Origin of the sequence: Psychrobacter piscatorii (assembly GCF_043641605.1) — a bacterium.
GTDB lineage: Bacteria > Pseudomonadota > Gammaproteobacteria > Pseudomonadales > Moraxellaceae > Psychrobacter > Psychrobacter piscatorii_C.
Genome location: NZ_JBHZRK010000001.1, coordinates 130062 through 152579, shown reverse-complemented (window position 1 = coordinate 152579; position 22518 = coordinate 130062). Strand labels below are relative to the sequence as shown.

Below are 22518 nucleotides of genomic sequence, written 5' to 3'. Positions count from 1 at the left end.
ACTTCAATAACATTATTTAGATCGACCAATGCCTACATAGTCACCTATTAAGCGATCAATTTGCGATCGAGTAAATGTATTTTGCGCATCAAATACTGGCATGGCTTGCTGATTGATTTTATCAATATCCAATCGATCTCGTGGCGACCAACTGATCAAAAAAACGGCCTGAGCATCATTGATTCTCTGATAAGGACTGCTAGTCAACTCAAGTAAAGGTTGTTGTTCATACAGTGCAGCAAGCTCACCCTGTGCCTTATCGCTATAGACCAGTGTACAGATGTTATAAGACCAGAGTAACGTTAACAATGGATGAATGGCTGAGCCTGCGGTACGACCTGAGCCTGCTTTATAGCTGCCGCCCCAGATCATGACGGTTTTGTTATCAATGAAGCCATCAAAATACTGCCAAAACTTGCGAAATATCAGCTCTTTTTGGTCTTCGTTAATATGCACGACAGACTGTAAAAGAGGCATGTCTAAACTATGCATTTTGCTCGACTGCTGTAACTTAGCCAGCTCAGTAGGTAGTGTATTACCGCCAAACCCCCAGCCTGCCTGTAGATAGCTACTGCCTACGCGCTCGTCCAACCCCATGATAAGACTCACCTGACTGATATCTACCTGTTGGCTATCCGCCAAGCGTGACATCTCATTCATAAAGCTTACTCGGGTCGCGAGCATCGCCATAATGCTACTACGCGCAAACTCTATCGTGGCGATATCGGCATGATGAGCGGCGCGAGCATGCTGCATTAACGGCTGTAACATCTCTAAATGTTGGTTGCTGTCTGCTGTTTTTTCACCCAGCAACCATAATGCAGGGTTCAACATGGAATTATAAGCATCACCGTCTTGTAAAAATACGAACGGGACATAATAAACCCAAGCGCGCTGTAAACGCTCAGATAGCGCTGAGATAGCCCCTAATTGCTCAATACCACTCATAATCACAGGCAGCACCTGTTGGTGACTATGGTTAAATGCCGTAATCCAGCTGTCGTCGTTCCATGTTGGCTTGATACTGTCTAAAAACAACCAGTAAAGCGCCACTTTATTTTGATCATTACTATGAATGCTCTGACTGACGACTTGGCTACCATCATGATTTGCCGTTTCATAATATTGTATTAACGTCTCTGCACTCTCTGGTAATGCTTGACTCGTAATGACTTGCTGCTGTACATACATTTGCCATAGCGCTTGCAAATGGTGCTCAAAGCTATATTGCTGTATCTGCTGAGCCAATAAATCCATATCTGCATACAGATGAATGCGTTGACCTAAACTTGCCAGCACCACTGCACTGGTAATCGCTTCAATACTATGGCCGACCAGCACACACACATTGGAACTAGTCAATGGGTTTGATTCAAATTCATTATAAGGCGTAAATTGATCGTTTGTAGCAGTCCCCATGAGTGTACCTTTTTACGTTATTGATTGATCAATATTACTGAGAAAGTTTTTTGATATGCTGTAGCAAGTGGTCGGTAGAGGTGTCAAATTGCCTGTGAGTCTCTTGCTGCATAGCGTCATGCACAGACTCTGCCATTTGCTTACCCATCTCAACCCCCCATTGATCAAACGGATTGATATCCCAAATACTAGCCATCACGTAGACCTTGTGCTCATAGAGCGCAACCAGCGCACCCAAACTATGAGGCGTAAGCTCATCAATAAGTAAGGTAGTTGATGGTTGATTACCACGGTAATATTTGTATTTATCCGCACTAGATACCGTTTTTTCATCACTATTTAAGGCATCTGTGACAGCCGCATTGCCAAATGCCAAGACTCGACTTTGCGCTAGGCAGTTTGCTAAAGATAATTCATGCTGTTGCTGTAACGAGGCGTTTTGTACCTCGCCACTATAACGGCGTACACAAGCAATAAAATCACAGGAGACTTGCTGTGTGCCTTGATGAAGCAACTGATAGAAGGCATGCTGAGCGTTTGAACCAATCTCGCCCCACAGAATTGGGCAAGTATCATAATCAATATGATCGCCGTGCTGAGTGACCGACTTGCCATTACTTTCCATTTCAAGCTGGGTCAAGTAGCTAGGCAGATAACCCAACCGTCCATCATAAGGTAGTACGGTATGGGCATTCACCTTCAAAAACGTACTGTTCCATACAGCTAGCAGCCCTAGCAATACTGGTAAGTTATCTGTAAAATGCGCCTGTGCAAAATGCTCATCCATACTGTGAGCACCACTTAGTAGCTCCCTAAACCCATTCATACCAACACGAATAGCAATGGCTAGCCCAATCGCTGACCACAAAGAAAACCGGCCTCCAACCCACTCCCAAAGCTCTAATTGATGCTCAGGATGTATCCCCCAAGCGCTCATCTTTTCACTATTGGCTGATATTCCAATAAAGTGCCGACGCAACACACTGTTCTCTGTACCCGCACGCAGCGTCGCCATCGCAAGTAACCATGACAGTGCGGTTTTGGCATTAGATAAGGTGTCAACCGTACCAAAAGACTTAGAAGAGATGATAAATAAAGTGGTTTCAGGATTTAGGTGCTTTAGCAGATTATCAAGCTGAGTACCATCCATATTAGAGACGAAGTGTACATCGATGTCCGTATCTGCCCATTCATCAAGCGCAGCAGTCGCCATGAGCGGCCCAAGATCAGAACCGCCAACGCCAATATTAACCACATCAGTGATAGCCTTACCTGAGAACCCTCGCCATGTGCCACTACGTACACGTTCGGATAGTCTCGCTACCTGTGCCAAACTATGATGTACGTCGGCAACTACATCTTGCTTACCAACTTGTAGATCTGCATTCTCAGGCAGACGTAGTGCTGTGTGTAAGGCCGCTCGCTCTTCGCTATTATTGACCATCGCGCCTTGCATCAGCGCATCAATTCGAGCGGACAACTCACAGCTATCTGCTAGCTGAAATAAAGCGTCCAATACCTGAGAATCAATGCATTGCTTGCTATAGTCCATGTACAGCGCACCAGCTTGCGTACTAAAGCGTGTAGCACGACTATCATCTTGCGCGAATAAACTTGCCAGCGACCATGGCTGCGCCGCAAGTGTTTGCAACTGCTCCCAGTATTTGGAACGGCGAGCGCTGTGATACTTCTTATCGTTCTTTATCTCATCCATCGCTATTTATCATCTGCTAATTGCTGCTCGGCAAAATAGATAAACGCTTGCATATAAGAGCGCATGTCGCCTGCATCATAACTGTTGCCACGCATCGTTGTGACATTTACACCATATTCGTTAATAAGTGCATCAATAGCATCAGTCAGTTGAATCTCACCACCGACTGAGGCTTTTGTCTTAGCCAAATAATCAAAGATATGATGACTAAACACATAGCGTCCTACGACAGCAAGCTTGGAAGGCGCATCTGCCAAACTGGGTTTTTCTACAAAACCTGCAACGCTAAAGCTAGCATTCACATCTGCCTGATTATTCATATCACTATTCTCACTGAGTTTAGCGATACCATACTTATGCACGTCTTCGTCTGCTACGTTATCAACCAATATCTGTGAATGACCATCTGTAGCAAACACATCTAACATAAAGGCCAAATTATCAACAGCCATGTCAGTAGTAAACGGATCGAGAACGACATCGGGGAGTAATACGGCAAAGTCATGCTCACCGATAATTGGTCGCGCTGCCAGTACTGCATGTCCCAAACCTAACGCCTTACCTTGACGTATCATCGACACAGTCATATCTTCTGGCAACCAATTTAAGCTATCAGCCAACTCATCTTTGCCTTTATGACGCAATTGATTATCTAGCTCAGCATTGATATCGAAATAGTTTTCAATCGCGCTTTTTTGTGCATGACCGACCAAGACAATATGCTTGATACCCGCAGTGATAGCCTCTTCGACCACATAATGGATAGCAGGACGATTACCAAGCGGTAACAACTCTTTTGGCACAGATTTCGACAGCGGTAGCATACGTGTACCAAAGCCTGCGACGGGAATGACAGCGTGAGTGATTTTTTTCATATAAATAAGACTATTTCAAAAGTTAAGTGAGAATAAGGTAGCAGATAAACGATGATAGCTTAACAAGTATCAAGACACATTGTATCCATTCGGGTTCATGCTCTGCCAACGCCATGTATCTTTACACATATCAGTAATTGATAATTCAGCTTGCCAATCTAACAGCAATTTCGCTTTATTGGCACTGGCATAACAACTCGCAATATCACCTGCTCGACGATCTGTAAATTGATAAGGAATATCTCTTCCAGTCACTTCAGTGAAAGCATTCACTAACTCTAATACAGAGGTACCTTTGCCAGTTCCTAGATTAATCGGTAGAAAACCTACTGATTTTGTCATACCTGAAGGGTGTCTTGAACTGGTTTGCCGCTCTAAATAATTAAGCGCTGATACATGACCATGAGCCAAGTCAGTGACATGGATAAAGTCACGTACACCTGTTCCATCTATAGTAGGATAGTCATTACCAAAGATGCTCAGCTTTTCGAGTTTGCCAACAGCCACTTGCGAGATATAAGGCATCAAATTGTTAGGAATGTCATTTGGATCTTCCCCAATTTGCCCTGATGGATGCGCGCCTACTGGATTGAAATACCTAAGAGGTATCAAATTCCAACTACTATCGGATGTGGCCAAATCTTCTAAAATATGCTCAACAGTAAGTTTACTTTGTCCATAAGGATTGGTACAAGAACGTGGAGATTTTTCGTCAATAGGTAAGGTCTCAGGATCGCCATAAACCGTAGCAGATGAAGAAAACACTAAATTCTTGACGTCATACTCTGCCATAACTTCTAATAAGGTAATGGTGCCGCTGACATTGTTATCATAATAAAGTAAAGGCTTAGTCACTGATTCACCAACAGCTTTTAAACCAGCGAAATGGATCACGCCAAAGAATTCATGCGAAGCAAAGACTTCTCTAAGTAATTCAGGATCTCGTATATCCCCTTCAATAAACTCAATTGTCTGTCCAATAAGAGTAGAGACACGGTTAATCGCTTCACGACTACTATTGGATAAGTTATCGTATACAACAATATCATAGCCTGCTTCATGCAGTGCTATACAAGTGTGAGTGCCAATATATCCAGCACCGCCAGTGACTAATATTTTGTTTTTCATAACATCGATCCGTTACTTTATGAATTAGTTATTCGTCTTTGCTCATAAATGCAACTATACTGGGAACTACAATACATTACCAACGTAAATATATTAATAATATATATCCAATCTTTCGCTAATATTCCAAGCCATCGACCACATCATGAAATTTAATAATTACTTTAAACCACTGTTATCAGGCTACTACAGGCATTATCGCTCCCCTGACCAGCGTTTAGCGCTAGTGGTTGGTATGCTGCCATGGAAAGATATCGTCAGCGAATGGGTATTGGAGTCAACACATATACAAATACAGCGACACTTTGATAAAAAGTACTTCAACCTTTGGCTCAAACCTTTTATCAAAAAGGTCAATCCTGTCATCTATATTTGGGGCTATAAGGCACCTTCATACTTTATCGATTATATCCGTGAGCAAGGTTTAGATATTTTTTTCTTAGAGGATGGTTTTATCCGTTCAGGTCCTAATGATGATAGTAACACGCCGCCGTTGTCTATCGTAATGGATAGCCAAGCGCCGTATTTTGATACCACTCGTCCAAACGATTTGACCGACCTCATTGCAAATTTTGACTTTGAGCAGGAGGGATATGATGAGGCATTAGCAAAGGAGATGCTTGATTATTATGTATCTCGTAGAGTGAGCAAATACAACCATCAACCCTATGTCGATGTTGCACCACTATATGGTGTTAAGAATAGAGAACGTATTCTGGTATTAGGACAGGTACCCCATGATGATTCGTTGAAATACGGTGGCGGTGAGGACATTACGTTACTCGATGTCGTGAATAAAGCAATAGACGAGAATCCTGAAGCTCAGATAATCGTCAAGCCACATCCGATGACACTCAATGACCTTTCTACCATCAATACTCTTGCTGAACTAGATTGCCTTACACTCACTCAATCTATTCATTTGGTCGATGCACTGGAAACTATCGATCATGTCTATACGATTACGTCGTTAGGTGGATTTGAAGCATTGCTGAGAGGCAAAAAGGTCACCGTATTGGGGCGACCTTTTTATGACAAAATCTATTTGAGTTCTAGTATGCTCTTTCAGGTAGTACTAATTTATCTAAATTATTAAGAAAAAAACCTATTAGATATTAATTTCTGGACCTTAGAAAATCTATATAAACTGTATATTTTCAAACTGTTTTAGTATTCTAGTATGGTCTTTTATCATAGCAATACCTTTCTCGTTTCTTTTATGGTCAATCAATTTAATAACTAAAGTATCTGCAATTGAATAAGACTTACACTCTGAAGAAATAAGAGAAGAGTAAACCAGAGCAGAGGAAGTTATACCTATAACACCTTGAACTTTAGAAAGCTTTATAACTTCCTCTATTAAAAAACCTGACTCTTCTATAACCTTAATTCTACCCTGTGTTTCTTTTTCCATTTCCAGAAAACCCTGTAATACTAACTCATGTTCCTGTTTGGGATGTAGCTTTACAAAAACAATTGAATCATTACCCTCTAATAACCTGAGGAGGGAATGCTTCACAATTAACAAGTACTCGACTCTGTTAATATTAAATTTTTGACTGAGATATAAATAATCTTCTGGTTTAATATTATACTTCTCTATAATAGATAAAGCATACTGCCTTTCATCTATAGTAGGTTCTTCAAAAGAAAAGTAATAGTTATTTTTCTTAACATTGAACTTATCTTTAGTTAAGGCGGGAAAGCTAGTATATGCTTCATCAAAATCTAAGAAAGGCTTATAGAAGCTTTTGAGGTTTGAATTAGGATAGAAATTTATTATTCTGCATTGTACTTCTGGACTAAGGTAAAACTTCCTGAAAAATCTTTTCGATTCGGTAGCAAACTCTCTTGTCATCTTATATCTTTTATATAATTTTTTAAAAATTTCTGTCTTACTTAAGGTTTCCTTTGATATTTTTCTTAATAACTTAGAGTCTATTGAGTTAAAATTTTCATAACACTCTTCATTACTTAATCTATAAGTTCCTAAGCCTTCTTCTATTAAAATAACACTTGACCCTAACTGCTTTGAGATATTAGCTAAAACAGCATAATGAAACTGAAAACTATTAAGATAAAGTCTACTTGGGCTAATACGATGAATTATCTTTCTATAACTAGATTCTATGTATTTAATATTTTTAAAGTTTATACTATTAGGATTATTAGGTAATTTAAAAAACAAGACTTTGTCAAAAATAGAGGAATCGAAACTATCATGTATAGCTCTAGGCACACTAAGGTTAGCCTCTGTATAGATAACTAGTAAAAAACAGTCATTAATTTTTTCTTTTTTAATAAGGCCAGTAACATGTTTTAGTTGACCTAAATTAGATATAACAAAAGCATTAGTTACTTTATATAACAGACCTGTTGGTAAATCTTCAATTTTTGAATAAGTGTTGTTTCTACTTATGAAAGAACTCATATTTCTATTATCTCTCTTAATTATTAAACATAAATTTTCTCTAAATAATTATCGATGTAATTTCTTATTCTATCAAGCTCATTAGAGCTTTTTAAATTTTCAAATAGATTATGTAAATCTACAAGAATAATTATTTATTTCAATATCAGAATCGTTAACATTTAAACGATTAACTTGATTAATATCTACTTTCGAGTTACCACAATAACTAATTATTATACGACATGCGAAACCTTCAGAATTTTTTTGAGTTAGAGCTAAATCTGATACTGACAGTAAAGATAAATTAAACTTAAAGTTCATGGTATCTCTATAAATATTTGTAAAAGCACTGAAAGCTAAAGTTTGAGGATAATAACTAAAAGCAATGTATACTCTCAAATAATGTCCAAATAATATAGAAGCAAATCCTCCTGCTGAGAAACCTATTGTATATATTTTTTAGCGTTTAAGCTTTTTAAACTAACAAATAATGTATTTAATATTAGAAGAAATCCTAGTAGATACCAGAGTTAAAATTTATCTTTTACAAATATATAATTAAAATCACTATCATTCTTGAAAAACCTTCCAAAAACAAACCCTAGTTCACTATCATTTAGTTTCCGTAAATCGAAACCTCTGATTAAATTATCTTTAACAAATTTTTCTACAAAAATCTGAAACACAATTATTACTGGGAGATCTTCTACATTCTTCTCCACTTTGAGCAATTTATTTACATTGTTTAACTTCTCTACTCCAACATTCTCATTTAAGGCTTGAGTCAGTAATAATTTGTCCGTACAACTATCTTGCTGTAAGTTACTATTTTTAAAGAGATTCTTACAGTCTTTCAGCTCTTCTAGATACTTAGACCTTTTATTCCAGTACACTATTTCACCCTATAAATTTAAATAGTCTATAGATTTAGCTATAGACGATTTTTTCTCCTTATTAAATAAAAACCTAATTAAATCTTTTTTAAATAAAGATAGTACAATCAACAAATAATAAACTATCAAATCTTTTTTAAAAAACCTTTTGGATCTTTTCTTTTTTATGTTCAAAAGGTCCACAGTTTTTTCTGGAGATTTAACTCTTAAATTGAACCAAAAATCATTCACAACGTTCTTATAATCTAGGATCTCTTTTTTCAAAAATAGATTACTATTCTTGAAAAACTCTAACGACTCTTGGTCTATAAGATCTTTAATAACTAAGAAATTATATTTTCCATAAATTAAACCTTCAACTATAGCAGATGAAGATATACTAAGATAAAAGTCAGCCTCTAAAATATCTAACTCATCAAGTTCATCGACTACCTTAACATTGATATTTCTACTTATATTTTTCCTCAAATTTTCAAAGTAAATACTATCTGTATTCCTTCTAGTTTTATATTTAAATAGTAAATTTTGATTTCTATAGAAAATTGAACTTAATTTTCTATAGAAAAAAACCCTTTCCTCTTCACTAAAAAATAGTTCAGTTTGCTCAAAAAAAATCGCATTGCCAGATCTTTTGCTAACATCTAGATTATTCTTAGATATCAGTTCTAAGTTAATCCAAGGCATTCCATATAAAAAACTATTGTTAGAACAGTTCAGTATCTTACATATTTTATTATATAAATCAAAGTCAGCCTTTGAGTTTAACCAGACCTGATCTGCATTTAGACGACTTAAAAAGGCGTCAAGTTGGTAGTGACTCACGATACCTGGAAATATTGATACTACTTTCGTATTAGTATCTCTCAATACAGCGACTGTTTGATTTAATAAGTACCCACCTAAACAAGCAATCACATAATCATACTCTGATAAGACTTTTAAATTTTCTTTAGCGATATAAATTACAGAATAAGAGTCATGACTACATAAACATTGTGAATCTATCCCTATAAAAGTGGATTCACAGTGGTACTGGGCACATATTCTTAAGGCTGTCGATTTGACAGCCTTAAGATGAGAATCCTTCTTGAATAAAAAAGCAATTTTCAATCTTTAGCTCACTTGAGACTTTTTCAGCTGCTCGCCTTTACTAATATCAGTCTGAGCTACTTTACCAATTAATGAGTCATACTGATCTACTAGGAAATCTCCTGTTCCAGGCCGACGTACCCAAAGATTTTCTTCAGTTAATGTTTCACCTGCCTTAATATCTGTATAAGCCACTACAGAAGCAAATGCAAAATCGATAGTTGATTTTTCTTCAGTAACAGCTCCTTTAGAACCACCACGAGCTTTGGCAATAGCCTTACTTCCTTTAATAAGATCAGCCATACCATCAGAATCCATAGAGCAGTTGATATCTGGACCAGCTCTGTCGAAGCTATCAGTAAAATGACGCTCTAGTACACTAGCTCCTAAAGCTACAGCCCCTAAGCAAGCATAGTTATCTACACAGTGATCTGATAGACCTATTACAGCATTAGGAAATGCTTTTTCTAGTTCATCTAATGCCCCTAAACGTACTAATTCATATGGAGTTGGATAAACATTAGTACAATGTAATAAAGAATAAGGAACCTTTGCTGCTTCTAATATTTCTACAGATTTACGGATGCTATCAATACTATTCATGCCTGTAGATAAAATAACAGGCTTGCCAAAAGAGGCAACAAGCTTAATTAAGGGATAGTTATTACATTCACCAGATCCTATTTTATAAGCCTCTACATTCATACGTTTAAGACGATAAGCTGCTTCTCTAGAAAAAGGCGTACTGATAAAGAGCATTCCTTTAGACTCAATATATTCCTTGAGAGCAATCTCATCTTCTTCATTTAATGCACATCGTTCCATAATTTCGTAGATAGAAACATCCGCATTACCTGGAATTACAGACTTAGCTTCTTCAGACATTTCATCTTCTACTACATGAGTTTGATGCTTTACCATTTCTGCACCCGCTCGATGAGCAGCATCTACCATTTCTTTAGCAACCTCTAAGGAGCCTTCATGGTTAATGCCTATTTCCGCAATAACTAATGGTTCAAAGTCATAACCAATATCACGATTTCCAATTTTAAAACTCGGTTTCATAATCATTTACCTTTAATAATTAAATTTGCTCTCTCTAGATCTCTATAGCTATCAATATCGATAGATTCATCTTCGCCCATTTCAAAAAACTTCATAGGGTGACAAAAGAAAGATTCATTTTCAATCAAATTTTTGAAAGAAACGATATAAATAGCCCCATTAATGCGTAATGCTTTTGGTAGCTTTTGTCTTGGTGCTTCTAAATCTGACATATCGCGTATAGCTATCATTTCACCATTATTATCTTGGACAACAACTTTATAAGGGTGATGCTCACATAATGTCACTGATATGACAGAATTTACAGACTGATCATGTTCAAATTCATTTATACAACCTTGTATATCATTAATCCGGCGTAGCGGGCTAGTAGGTTGTAAAAGTATACACACCTCATCAGATAAATTCATATCACAATATACATCTTTTATAACATCGATAGTTTTCGCATTATCTGATGAGGTCAAATCGCGCCTTTTGTGCACTTCAGCTTTATAAGCTAAAGCCTCCTCTTTAATAATTTCAGAATCAGTAGAAACAATCACTCTACCAATATTAGGTATACTATTAGCAGAGATGATAGCCCTCCCTAATAAAGAAATACCACCTACCAACTGCAGATTTTTATCTTTAACACCTTTTGAACCACCACGGGCGGGTATAACTGCTACATAGGACATCTGAAGTTACTCCTATCCCTAAAGGTCTACAAAAACTTTCTGAACAGGAATATTCCACATTCTTTCACTATTAATATGAGACTCAAATAACTCAGTACTATTGCCTTTACCGAACCAAGTCGATTTTTCAACATCGAGCTTATCAAGCTGGCCTAGCGCATTTTTAATATCCTCTTCCGAATAACTACAATCTAATACTGAAGGTCCTCTAAAACGAGAATTTTGTCTTGTACCTATATTTATACTTGGTAATCCATAAAAAGGCGCTTCTCTAACACCAGCACTAGAGTTTCCTATTATGAACTCTGAATTCTTTAACAGTACTAAGAATGACTCAAAATTAATTGACGGAAAAACCCTAAAGTTTGTATGTGCTTTATACTTTTCAATTACATCAAGTATTTTTAAACTGCCAGGATCATTATTTGGATAAATAACTACGTATTTTTTACTTGAATCATCAAGTGCTTTGAATAAATTTTCTGTATATCTATGAATATCTTTCTCTTCACTAGTTACAGGATGAAACATCACTATGCCATAGCTTTCAAAATCAATTTCGTAATGATTCTTGGCTTCCTCTAAACTAGGTAAAGCATTTGATTCCATAATATCTAAATCTGGAGAACCTATGATGAAAATAGTATTTTTGTTCTCTCCCATTTGTAATAATCTTTGCTTAGCTTCATCATTAGCAACCATATGAATATGGGATAATTTGGTGATAGAGTGCCTTATAGAATCATCAATAGTTCCAGATAACTCACCACCTTCTATATGACACACACGAATATGATTAAGAGCTCCTACTGTAGCACCTGCCAATGCTTCTATTCTATCTCCATGTACAACTATCATCTCTGGATCTATAGAATTCACCAGCCTAGAAATAATACTAATTGTATTTGATAATACAGAACACATAGGCTCATCAGTGTGCTGATTAGAAATAAGATAGCTATTTTTATAGTTTTGCTTTTTTACCTCATTAAATGTTGAACCATATAGCTTCATCATATGCATACCTGTAACTAATACATGAAGTTCAAAGTTTTCCATACTTTCAACTTTATCCATTAAGCTTTTGATTTTGCCAAAATCGGCTCGTGTACCTGTCACAAATAATATTTTCTTCATTGTTATAAATTCACCGAATGATATGATCAAAAAAAGACACCCCATTGTAGGGGTGTCTTAGTCATATTTCAATATAGTTTTGGTAGTTTAACTGTAGGCTAATGTCTATTTTACTCTTACCAGCCAGTAACTTCTTTTAGTTTATCACCAAGCTTAGATGGGTCACGTGTATACGCGATACCAGCGTCTTCAAATGCTTTGAATTTCTCTTCAGCAGTACCTTGACCACCAGAGATGATAGCGCCAGCATGACCCATACGCTTGCCTTCTGGAGCGGTAACACCAGCGATATAACCAACAACTGGCTTAGTCACATGGTCTTTGATGTAAGCAGCAGCTTCTTCTTCAGCAGTACCACCAATCTCACCGATTAGGATGATTGCTTCAGTTTGTGGATCTGCTTCAAACAGTTTTAACGCGTCAATCTGGTTCATACCAGGGATAGGATCACCACCGATACCGATACACGTTGACTGACCAAAACCAAGCTTAGTAGTCTGAGCGACGGCTTCATAAGTCAATGTACCAGAGCGTGAGATAATGCCCACTTTACCTGGCTGATGAATGTGGCCTGGCATGATACCGATTTTGCATTCGCCTGGCGTGATAACACCTGGGCAGTTAGGACCAACCAAACGCACATCGCCCGCTTCTTCAAGATAGCGTTTTGCTTTTAGCATATCGATAGTTGGTACGCCTTCAGTGATCACAACGATCAACTTAACGCCAGCATCGATGGCTTCAACGATAGAGTCTAGTACAAATGGTGCTGGTACATAGATAACAGAAGCGTCAGCTTGAGTCGCTTCCATGGCTTCTGCCATTGTGTTAAACACTGGTAAGCCTAGGTGCGTTTGACCGCCTTTACCTGGGGTTACGCCGCCAACTACTTTAGTACCGTATTCGATGGCTTGTTCTGAATGGAACGTACCGTTTTTACCAGTGAAACCTTGTACCAATACTTTGGTATCTTTATCGATTAATACACTCATTATATTTTCCTTGTATTCGGTTGTCTTGTAATGATGGCAGCATGCGTCGGCTGTCATTAGCCTTTCAATATACCACTGCCGTCATTACGCTTTGGCTATTACGCTTTAACAGCGTCGACAATTTTTTGCGCGGCGTCAGAAAGACCTTGAGCTGAGATCAGTTTTAGACCTGACTCTTCTAGGATCTGCGCGCCTTTCTCAGCGTTATTACCTTCTAAACGCACGACCACAGGAACTTGCACATCAACTTCTTTTACTGCAGCAATAATCGCTTCTGCGATCATGTCACAGCGTACGATGCCGCCGAAGATGTTGATTAGAACGCCTTCAACACTGCTGTCTTCAAGGATAATTTTGAACGCTTCAACAACGCGATCTTTGGTTGCGCCGCCGCCAACGTCCAAGAAGTTAGCAGGCTTGCCGCCATACAGTTTGATGATGTCCATGGTCGCCATGGCAAGACCAGCGCCGTTAACCATACAACCGATGTTGCCTTCTAGAGCAACATAGTTTAGGTCAAACTCAGCCGCTTTAAGCTCGCGCTCATTTTCTTGAGTTTTATCTTGTAGCGCTGCGATTTTTGGCAGACGATATAGGGCGTTTGAGTCGATGCCGATTTTGCCATCAACACAAACGATTTCGCCATTTTCACGAACCGCTAATGGGTTAATTTCCATCAATGCAAAGTCGTTTTCAACAAATGCTTTATAAGCACCAGTCATCAATTTAACGAATTGGTTGATTTGCTTGCCTTCAAGGCCAAGTTTGAACGCAACGTCACGTGCTTGGAAAGGCATTAAACCAACTAAAGGATCAACGTGTACTTTGAAGATTTTTTCTGGGGTGTTGTGTGCTACTTCTTCGATATCTACGCCGCCTTCGGTAGATGCCATGAAGGTTACACGACGAGTCGCACGATCAACAACAGCGCCAAGATATAGCTCAGTTTGTACTGGATACATATCTTCTGCAACCAATACGAAGTTGACTGGCTGACCATCAGCATCAGTTTGGAACGTTACTAGGTTAGTACCGATCAGTTCTTCAGCAACTTGCTTGGCTTCTTCACGAGTTTTAACCAGCTTTACGCCACCCGCTTTACCGCGACCACCAGCATGTACTTGCGCTTTAATTACCGCAATGTCAGTTGGGGTTTTATCAAAAGCTGCAGCAGCTTCGTCGCCATTATGAGCGATGATGCCTTCTTGAATTGGCAATCCGTAGCTTTTTAATAGCTCTTTTGCTTGATACTCATGTAAATTCATTGATTGTATCCTTTATTTTTTACAATTAATAAAAAGTGAAATCAAGTGCGTACATATACATATGAATCATACGTCTGACGCACTCATGATTGTGGCATCACCAAAATAGCGATACCCCAATCAGGTTGTAAATCGATAATAACTAAACGAGCAACTGCTTATTTCTTACGCTTTTTACGCTGGATAGCGTGAATAGCACGGCCATCTGCAGATAGCGCAGCTTCATGCACTGCTTCTGAAATCGTTGGATGCGCAAACGTCATCAACTGCAAGTCTTCGATGCTAGAAACAAATTCCATCGCGATCATACCTTGATGAACGATATCACCAGCACCAGCAGAGATAGCATGCATACCTAATAGACGATCTGTTTTCGCATCAGCGACTACTTTGATAGAACCTTGCGCTTCACTTTGCGCTAATGCACGACCGTTAGCAGCCAAGTTGAAAGAACCTGTTTTAACTTCATAGCCAGCTTCTTCAGCTTCTTGCTCAGTCAAACCTACCCATGCGATTTCTGGGTGAGTATAAATGACATTGATGATAGTGTCATAGTTAACTTGAGGTTTTTCGCCATGAATACGCTCAACAGCCATCATGCCCTCTTCCATTGCTTTATGCGCAAGCATAGGACCACGGACCAAATCACCGATAGCATACACGCCATCAAGGTTGGTTTTGCACTGGTCGTTAACATCGATAAGGCCACGTTCAGTCAACGTGATACCGCTATCCTCACCAAGTAGCTTTTCAGAATAAGCACGACGACCAACACAAACGATTAGCTTATCAAAGCTCTCCTCGCTCGATTCGCCATTGCTTTCGCTAGTGACGACAACTTGGTCACCTTGTACTTCAGCATTGGTTACTTTGGTATCAACGCGGATATCAAGACCTTGCTTCTTCAGCATTTTGCCGGCTTCTTTTGAGATGTCTTTGTCAGCAGCAGCTAAGAAGCTAGGAAGTGCCTCATATACAACCACTTCTGCACCTAGACGGCGCCATACTGAACCAAGCTCAAGACCGATAACACCAGCACCGATAACGCCTAGACGCTTAGGAACTGAGGTGAAATCAAGCGCGCCAGTTGAATCAACAATGCGGTCACCGTCAGTTTTGGCAACAGGAATCTCGATAGGCACAGAACCTGCCGCAAGAATAACATTCTTAGCAGTGATCGTCGTTTCGCTTTCGTCTTCTAGAGCAGTAAATTTAACTTTTTTGTCAGCGCCTTTACCATCAACTAGCGTACCCCAGCCTTGTAACCAATCAACGCCATTGCCTTTTAACAAGGCTGCAACACCGCCAGTCAACTGCTTAACGATACCTTCTTTACGAGCAATCATTTGCTCAATATCGATGGCAACGTCGCCAGTACTGATACCGTGCTCATCAAGGTCATGCTTAGTTGCTTCATAACGATGTGAGCTGTCAAGTAGGGCTTTTGATGGGATACAACCAACGTTTAAGCAAGTACCGCCAAGTGCTGGCTCGCCTTTATAAACGCGCTTTTCGATACAAGCAACACTCATACCGAGCTGGCCTGCACGAATCGCTGCTTCGTAACCACCAGGACCGCCGCCGATGACGACTAAATCATAATTGTCTTTCATAGTACGTTCCTATTTTTAATTGTATGTGTCATTTAAACTGGTTTTTGTCTCGCTGATAGATCAGAATTATCTACACTGAATAGTTAATACACTATGTCAATGAGATAGACTCACTTGTCAATAGCAAGTCACCATTATTAAATTTTTTTTAATATAATTAGCAGCAAATCAATTGCTGCTTATCAGGTAGAGCTATTGTCTGTACCAAAGCTAAAAAGCTTGTATTAGCGGTTGCCAATACAAGCTTAGAAGCTTACAAGTCTAGTAACAACATAGCTGGGTCTTCGACCAACTCTTTGATAGTTACTAGGAACTGTACCGCTTCTTTACCATCGATCATGCGATGGTCATAAGATAGCGCTAGGTACATCATTGGTAGGATTTCAACTTTACCATCAACTGCCATTGGGCGATCATTGATCGCATGCATACCTAGGATAGCAGTTTGTGGTGGGTTCAAGATAGGTGTTGACATCAATGAACCAAATACACCACCGTTAGAGATAGTGAAAGTACCGCCAGTCATGTCTTCTAGACCAAGCTTACCTTGCTGTGCTTTACCGCCAAACTCACGGATAGTGCTTTCAATGTCAGCCATGCTCATGCGATCAGTATCACGTAGTACTGGAACAACCAGACCGCGGTCTGATGATACGGCTACACCGATATCATAAAAACCATGATAAACAATATCATCGCCATCTAGTGAAGCGTTTACTGCTGGGAAGCGTTTTAGTGCTTCTGTCGCTGCTTTTACGAACAATGACATAAATCCTAAACGTACACCATGACGCTTTTCGAATTTCTCTTTGTACTTAGCGCGCATGTCCATCAATGGCTTCATGTTCACTTCGTTAAACGTCGTCAACATCGCTGTATCTTGTGATGCTGATAATAGACGCTCAGCAACACGCTTACGAAGACGAGTCATTGGTACGCGTTTTTCAGTACGCTCACCCATCGATTCGGCAACTGGACGACCGTTGTCAGACTTGATGCTGCTGTCTGATTTCAATGTTGGGTTAGCCATATCAGTTTTGGTGACACGACCACCGCGGCCACTACCTTCAACTTCTTTAGGATCAACGCCAGACTCTTTTGCTGCTTTACGGACTGCTGGGCTTTGATCTTTGTGCTCTGCTTCGTCTTTTTTGTCAGTGACTTGTACTGGTTCGCCACCATCAGCCGCTTGCTTTTCTTGTGCTGGAGCAGCTGACTGCTCTGCAGCTGGTGCTGCATCGCCTGCACTTGCACCGGCTTCGAACTGTGCAATCAACTCGTCAGACAATACGGTATCGTCAACTTGCTTAACGATTTTAGTCAATACACCATCATCAGGTGCGACAACTTCTAGTACCACTTTATCAGTTTCGATTTCAGCTAATAGGTCGTCACGGCTAACTTGTTGACCTTCAGTGACATGCCATTCAACGATTGTGCCATCGGCAACCGATTCTGGAAAAACGGGGGCTTTGATGTCAGCCATCGATATACTCCTTAGATTTGGATATTCATACTTATTATTAAGTCGTGATAGGCAGTCAGTAGCATTCTAGTGATGCTGCTTAGATTGTACTAAAAGATACTGACTGCCATCGCCTGATTCATTTATCTTCTATAGTCTTTCGATTAGATAATCTGTTACTGAGACAACTCATCAACACTGATACCAAGACCACCAGCAATTAATGCTTGTTGCTGCTGTGCATGCAGTTTTGGAGATCCTGTTGCAGGTGCTGCACTAGCAGGACGTGCCACGGGCTCCATAACTTTTGCTTTGGTTGGATGTGGTACAACGATACGGAACATATGCGGTGCTAAGTAGTACCAAGCGCCTTGATTCAATGGCTCTTCTTGCGTCCATACAATCTCGGTCAAGTTACTGTATTTTTCGATCTCAGCGACCAAACGTTGCTCTGGTAGCGGATATAGCTGCTCGATACGAACGATAGCAACATGATCGAGACCTAATGCACGACGCTGTTCTAATAGATCGTAATAAACTTTACCACCACATAGCACCATACGAGTCACTTTATCTGCGTTGTGATCGTCCATCTCTGGCAATACCGTTTCAAACTTACCGTTAGCAAGCTCTTCTAAATGAGAAGTTGCCAGCTTATGACGCAATAAGCTCTTAGGTGACATGACGATCAAAGGCTTACGGATCGGACGTACCGCTTGACGACGCAAGGCATGATAGATCTGTGCAGGAGTCGTTGGCGTGATGACTTGCATATTGTCTTCAGCACATAGCTGTAAAAAGCGCTCAAGGCGAGCAGATGAATGCTCAGGGCCTTGACCTTCAAAACCATGCGGTAACAACATAGTCAAACCACAAACACGCTGCCACTTGGTCTCACCACTTGAAATAAACTGGTCAATGACGACTTGAGCACCGTTCACAAAGTCACCAAACTGAGCTTCCCAAACGATCAAGGCGTTCGGTACTGTCGTAGCATAGCCATATTCAAAGGCCAATACCGCTTCTTCTGACAACAACGAGTTGTAAGTAGCGAAACGTGCTTGTTTTTCGCTCAAATGAGCAAGTGGCACATACATGCTGCCATCATTAACATTGTAGATTTCAGTATGACGATGTGAGAATGTACCACGACCGACATCTTCGCCAGTAATACGTACTAAGACATCATCGTTATCAACTAATGATGCATAGGCTAATGTCTCAGCTGCACCCCAGTTAAGAGGCTCTTCGCCTGTTTGCATCGCTAAACGCTGCTCAACAACCTTTTGAACCTGACGCTGTAGCTTATAGCCTTCTGGCATCTCAGCCATACGGCGTCCATAACCTTTAAGCTTTTCGATATTAACACTGGTATCCCAATCGTCAACCAAGTCATGACCTAGATAAGGCTTCCAATCTACAAATAACTGCTCGTTAGGTTCTTGAACCAGTGAGCTAACAACGTAATCACCACGGTCTAAAGATTCACGATAATTATCTTCATACTGCTTTTCTTCTTCAGCATTTAAGATACCTTCTGCAATGAGCTTTTGTGCATAAAGGGTACGAGTAGTCGGAAGCTTCTTAATAACCGCATACATTAGTGGCTGAGTTGCTGAAGGCTCATCTGCCTCGTTGTGACCGTTGCGACGGTAGCAGAACAAGTCAATAATGATGTCTTTATCAAACTGATGACGATAGTCTAAGGCTAATTGAGCCGCGAAAACGACTGACTCAGGGTCATCACCATTTACGTGTAGGATTGGTGCATGTACCATTTTTGCCACATCAGTACAATATTCGGTTGAACGAACATCTTCTTGGCGGCTAGTGGTAAAGCCAACTTGGTTATTGATTACGATATGTACAGTACCGCCAGTGGTATAAGCACGCGTCTGTGACATTTGGAAGGTTTCTTGAACCACACCCTGACCAGCAAAAGCCGCATCACCATGGATAACAATCGGTAATACTGAGTTGCCACCAGTGTTGTCCAATGACGGCTGATCATTACGGCGCACTTGGCGTGCACGTACTGAGCCTTGTAATACTGGTGCAACAATTTCAAGATGCGACGGGTTAAATGCTAAAGCCAAATGCGCTTCACCACCTGGTGTCATCACGTTAGATGAAAAACCATTGTGATACTTAACGTCGCCTGAGCCTTTTTCTGGCTGCACTTTACCGTCAAACTCATCAAACAAGTCTGCAGGGTTTTTGCCCAAAATATTGACCAACAAGTTTAGACGTCCACGGTGAGCCATACCAATGACCATCTCTTTTGTGCCATAGCCACCAGCACGTTGGATGATTTCATTGACTGCAGGTATGAAACTCTCACCACCTTCTAGACCAAAACGCTTAACGCCTGTATATTTACGCGCCAAATATTTTTCTAAACCTTCGGCCGCTGTTAGACGCTCAAGGATAGACAAACGCTTTTCTTTGTCAAACTTGATATAGCCCAGATTGCTTTCTACATACTCTTCCATCCAGCGTTTTTCAGTGCTGGTGGTTACATGCATATATTCAATACCAATATGGCGGCAGTAAACACGCTCCATGATCTCGATAATTTCACGCAATGGCGCTTCATCTTTACCGATCACCAAATCATTGGTTGGGAATACAGTATCAAGGTCGGCTTCTGATAGGTTGTGATAAGCTAGAGTCAGATCTTCCACTTCTGCACGTGGATGTAAATCTAATGGGTCTAGCTTGGCGCGGCGGTGACCACGGCGGCGATATGCGGAGATGAGTTGCTGTACACCCATTTGCTTTGGATCAGTACAGTTATCTGAATTGCTACTACTTGTACCGGTACTTTCGTTACTAGATTTGTTCGCCGTTTGATTGCGAGCAAGTAACAAAAATTGGTCTTTAATAGCATTATGCTGAGCATCGTTTGACGATTTGTACTGTTCGAAGTACGCTTGCCAATCTGTGTCAACACTATCAGGGTCCGTTAGGTATTGCTCATAAAGAGCTTCTATATAGCTGGCATTATCGGCGGCCAGTTCAGTATGTCCTTGGTCCGCTTTTTCTTTGGTTATACTATTCATAATAATCGTCTATTTGATAGATAAATGAATGGAATCGTGCTTATTATGGTGTCAGTCGTTGTATGCTAGGCGTTCAGACAATTCGTCATACCCCATTGAATACGGTTCGATAAAACACTTTTATCCCTAAGTATTGCCGTCACTATAGAATATTGCTGTCATTGTCTAAAAGAGCAAGTAATGCTAAATAGTGATAACAAGTCTTATTGCAACACCTATGTTAAAAATAAATTTATTTGTGAATACTCAGTTTTCTGATCTGGCTCGTTTCACAACATTAATTTATATATACTTCTTTTAGCCATAACCAATTCATCAATGATAAATTATTAATAAATGGTTAATCTTTCAGCTAGCCTATAAACTGGCTATTATCGCTGAAATATCCGCTATTTGCTAACAAATCTTATCGTTTCAGAGAAACATACATTGCTGTATAGAATATCATGAGCGTTTTTTGCGATATAGTTTGTTTGTTCAATACTAAGTATTTACGTAATGAATATCTATTATCAATTATAGAAGCATCGTTATTGTATACATAACGTTTTATTGTATTAATGCAATAGCCCGTATAGACGCTACTTCTAATGCATTGGAAACAAACTTCGCAATATTTGATCAAATTCTGGATGCAATTATACCAAACTTTACGTGTATCTGATTGTATAGATTGACTGTTTATATAATATGTCTTCTTACATATGACCAACGTATCGCCCATACAGATTTACGGATAGACTAACGTCCTATTATTCACCAGTGTACTAGGCTTCTTGTTCTACCTATCCGGCAGGATTGTTCATCGCTACCAACAGAAGCCCACTTCGAATAATAGTGAGCAGAAAATTAACACTACTATAATCAGTGATTTTGACTAACAAAAACACCACCTAACGAATAGGTGGTGTTTTTTTGTGCCATAAATAATAATCAAGACAATTACAAACCATTAACCAGCTTGATCAATCAACATATTACGTAAATGACCGATTGCTTTGGTTGGGTTCAAGCCTTTTGGACAAACTGACACACAGTTCATGATACCGCGGCAACGGAACAGACTAAACGGATCGTCTAAACGCGCCAAACGTGCTTGCGTGTCACCATCACGGCTATCAGCAACAAAGCGATACGCATGTAGCAATGCTGATGGACCTAAGAACTTATCAGGGTTCCACCAAAAAGATGGGCAGCTCGTTGAGCAGCATGCACACAGAATACACTCATACAGACCATTTAACTTTTCACGCTCAGCAGGAGACTGTAATCGCTCAGTTGGCGGTGCTGGCTGATCATTAATCAAGTACGGATGTACTTTTTCGTATTGCTCGTAGAATTGGTTCATATCAACAACCAAGTCACGAACCACTGGCAAACCAGGTAACGGACGAACGGTTACTTTTTCTGGTAGCGTGTTCATGTTGATTAGACATGCTAGACCATTTTTGCCGTTGATGTTCATGCCATCAGAACCACAAATACCTTCGCGGCAAGAGCGGCGGAAAGTGATTGTTTCATCTTCTTTCTTTAGGCGTAATAGCACGTCAAGCAACATACGATCTGAATCAAGTAATTCAATCGTATAAGTTTGCATGCGTGGGGCTGCGTCCACATCAGGATCGTAGCGATAGATTTCGATGGTGCGAGTACCTCGGCTCATAATGCTAAACTCCACACGTAGGTGATGGCGGGCATACAAAGATTG

General features: G+C 39.8%; 17 protein-coding genes. 1 reads left to right on the top strand and 16 read right to left on the bottom strand.

Annotation, left to right across the window (positions count from 1 at the left end):
- Nucleotides 1–12: 12 nt before the first annotated feature.
- The 4 genes from ACHUET_RS00680 to galE all read right to left on the bottom strand — a co-directional run bounded on the left by ACHUET_RS00680 (nt 13) and on the right by galE (nt 5136).
- Nucleotides 13–1419 (bottom strand): UDP-glucose/GDP-mannose dehydrogenase family protein, encoded by a 1407-nt coding sequence (locus tag ACHUET_RS00680; protein ID WP_394209829.1) that lies wholly within the window; start codon nt 1417–1419, stop codon nt 13–15.
- 34 nt (nt 1420–1453) lie between these two features.
- On the bottom strand, nt 1454–3133 hold the full coding sequence (gene pgi / locus ACHUET_RS00675) for a glucose-6-phosphate isomerase (RefSeq protein WP_394209827.1): 1680 nt from the start codon (nt 3131–3133) through the stop codon (nt 1454–1456).
- Between the two features lie 2 nt (nt 3134–3135).
- Nucleotides 3136–4008, bottom strand: coding sequence for a UTP--glucose-1-phosphate uridylyltransferase (locus ACHUET_RS00670; protein WP_394209825.1), 873 nt, complete (start codon nt 4006–4008; stop codon nt 3136–3138).
- Nucleotides 4009–4077: 69 nt separating this feature from the next.
- On the bottom strand, nt 4078–5136 hold the full coding sequence (gene galE, locus ACHUET_RS00665) for a UDP-glucose 4-epimerase GalE (RefSeq protein WP_394209823.1): 1059 nt from the start codon (nt 5134–5136) through the stop codon (nt 4078–4080).
- Nucleotides 5137–5281: 145 nt separating this feature from the next.
- On the opposite strand from galE, the gene ACHUET_RS00660 reads away from it, so the two are divergent.
- Entirely contained in the window at nt 5282–6232 is a 951-nt protein-coding gene (locus ACHUET_RS00660) for a capsular polysaccharide export protein, LipB/KpsS family (RefSeq protein ID WP_394209821.1), read from the top strand.
- Between the two features lie 42 nt (nt 6233–6274).
- Here ACHUET_RS00660 and ACHUET_RS00655 read toward each other — a convergent pair whose 3' ends face one another.
- The 12 genes from ACHUET_RS00655 to ACHUET_RS00600 form a co-directional block, all read right to left on the bottom strand.
- Nucleotides 6275–7567, bottom strand: coding sequence for an alpha-2,8-polysialyltransferase family protein (locus tag ACHUET_RS00655; RefSeq protein ID WP_394209819.1), 1293 nt, complete (start codon nt 7565–7567; stop codon nt 6275–6277).
- 512 nt (nt 7568–8079) lie between these two features.
- Nucleotides 8080–8442, bottom strand: coding sequence for a hypothetical protein (locus tag ACHUET_RS00650; protein ID WP_394209818.1), 363 nt, complete (start codon nt 8440–8442; stop codon nt 8080–8082).
- 9 nt (nt 8443–8451) lie between these two features.
- Nucleotides 8452–9552, bottom strand: a complete 1101-nt coding sequence (locus ACHUET_RS00645; protein WP_394209817.1) for a hypothetical protein — start codon at nt 9550–9552, stop codon at nt 8452–8454.
- 3 nt (nt 9553–9555) lie between these two features.
- Complete coding sequence (locus ACHUET_RS00640) at nt 9556–10596, bottom strand: N-acetylneuraminate synthase family protein (protein WP_394209815.1); 1041 nt, start codon at nt 10594–10596, stop codon at nt 9556–9558.
- 2 nt (nt 10597–10598) lie between these two features.
- Complete coding sequence (locus ACHUET_RS00635) at nt 10599–11276, bottom strand: acylneuraminate cytidylyltransferase family protein (RefSeq protein WP_394209813.1); 678 nt, start codon at nt 11274–11276, stop codon at nt 10599–10601.
- Between the two features lie 18 nt (nt 11277–11294).
- A complete protein-coding gene (neuC, locus tag ACHUET_RS00630; protein ID WP_394209811.1) occupies nt 11295–12413 on the bottom strand; it encodes a UDP-N-acetylglucosamine 2-epimerase in 1119 nt (372 codons plus the stop codon).
- Between the two features lie 116 nt (nt 12414–12529).
- Nucleotides 12530–13405, bottom strand: coding sequence for a succinate--CoA ligase subunit alpha (gene sucD, locus ACHUET_RS00625; RefSeq protein ID WP_058023974.1), 876 nt, complete (start codon nt 13403–13405; stop codon nt 12530–12532).
- A gap of 98 nt (nt 13406–13503) precedes the next feature.
- Entirely contained in the window at nt 13504–14670 is a 1167-nt protein-coding gene (gene sucC / locus ACHUET_RS00620; protein WP_058023973.1) for an ADP-forming succinate--CoA ligase subunit beta, read from the bottom strand.
- A 158-nt stretch (nt 14671–14828) separates the two neighbouring features.
- Nucleotides 14829–16283 (bottom strand): dihydrolipoyl dehydrogenase, encoded by a 1455-nt coding sequence (gene lpdA / locus ACHUET_RS00615; protein ID WP_394209810.1) that lies wholly within the window; start codon nt 16281–16283, stop codon nt 14829–14831.
- 253 nt (nt 16284–16536) lie between these two features.
- Complete coding sequence (odhB, locus tag ACHUET_RS00610) at nt 16537–17769, bottom strand: 2-oxoglutarate dehydrogenase complex dihydrolipoyllysine-residue succinyltransferase (protein ID WP_394209809.1); 1233 nt, start codon at nt 17767–17769, stop codon at nt 16537–16539.
- A gap of 155 nt (nt 17770–17924) precedes the next feature.
- The gene (locus ACHUET_RS00605; RefSeq protein ID WP_394209807.1) at nt 17925–20810 is read right to left on the bottom strand and encodes a 2-oxoglutarate dehydrogenase E1 component; all 2886 of its coding nucleotides are present in this window, start codon (nt 20808–20810) and stop codon (nt 17925–17927) included.
- 952 nt (nt 20811–21762) lie between these two features.
- Nucleotides 21763–22473: a succinate dehydrogenase iron-sulfur subunit gene (locus tag ACHUET_RS00600; RefSeq protein ID WP_058023969.1), complete on the bottom strand. Its 711-nt coding sequence runs from the start codon at nt 22471–22473 to the stop codon at nt 21763–21765.
- Between the last annotated feature and the right edge of the window lie 45 nt (nt 22474–22518).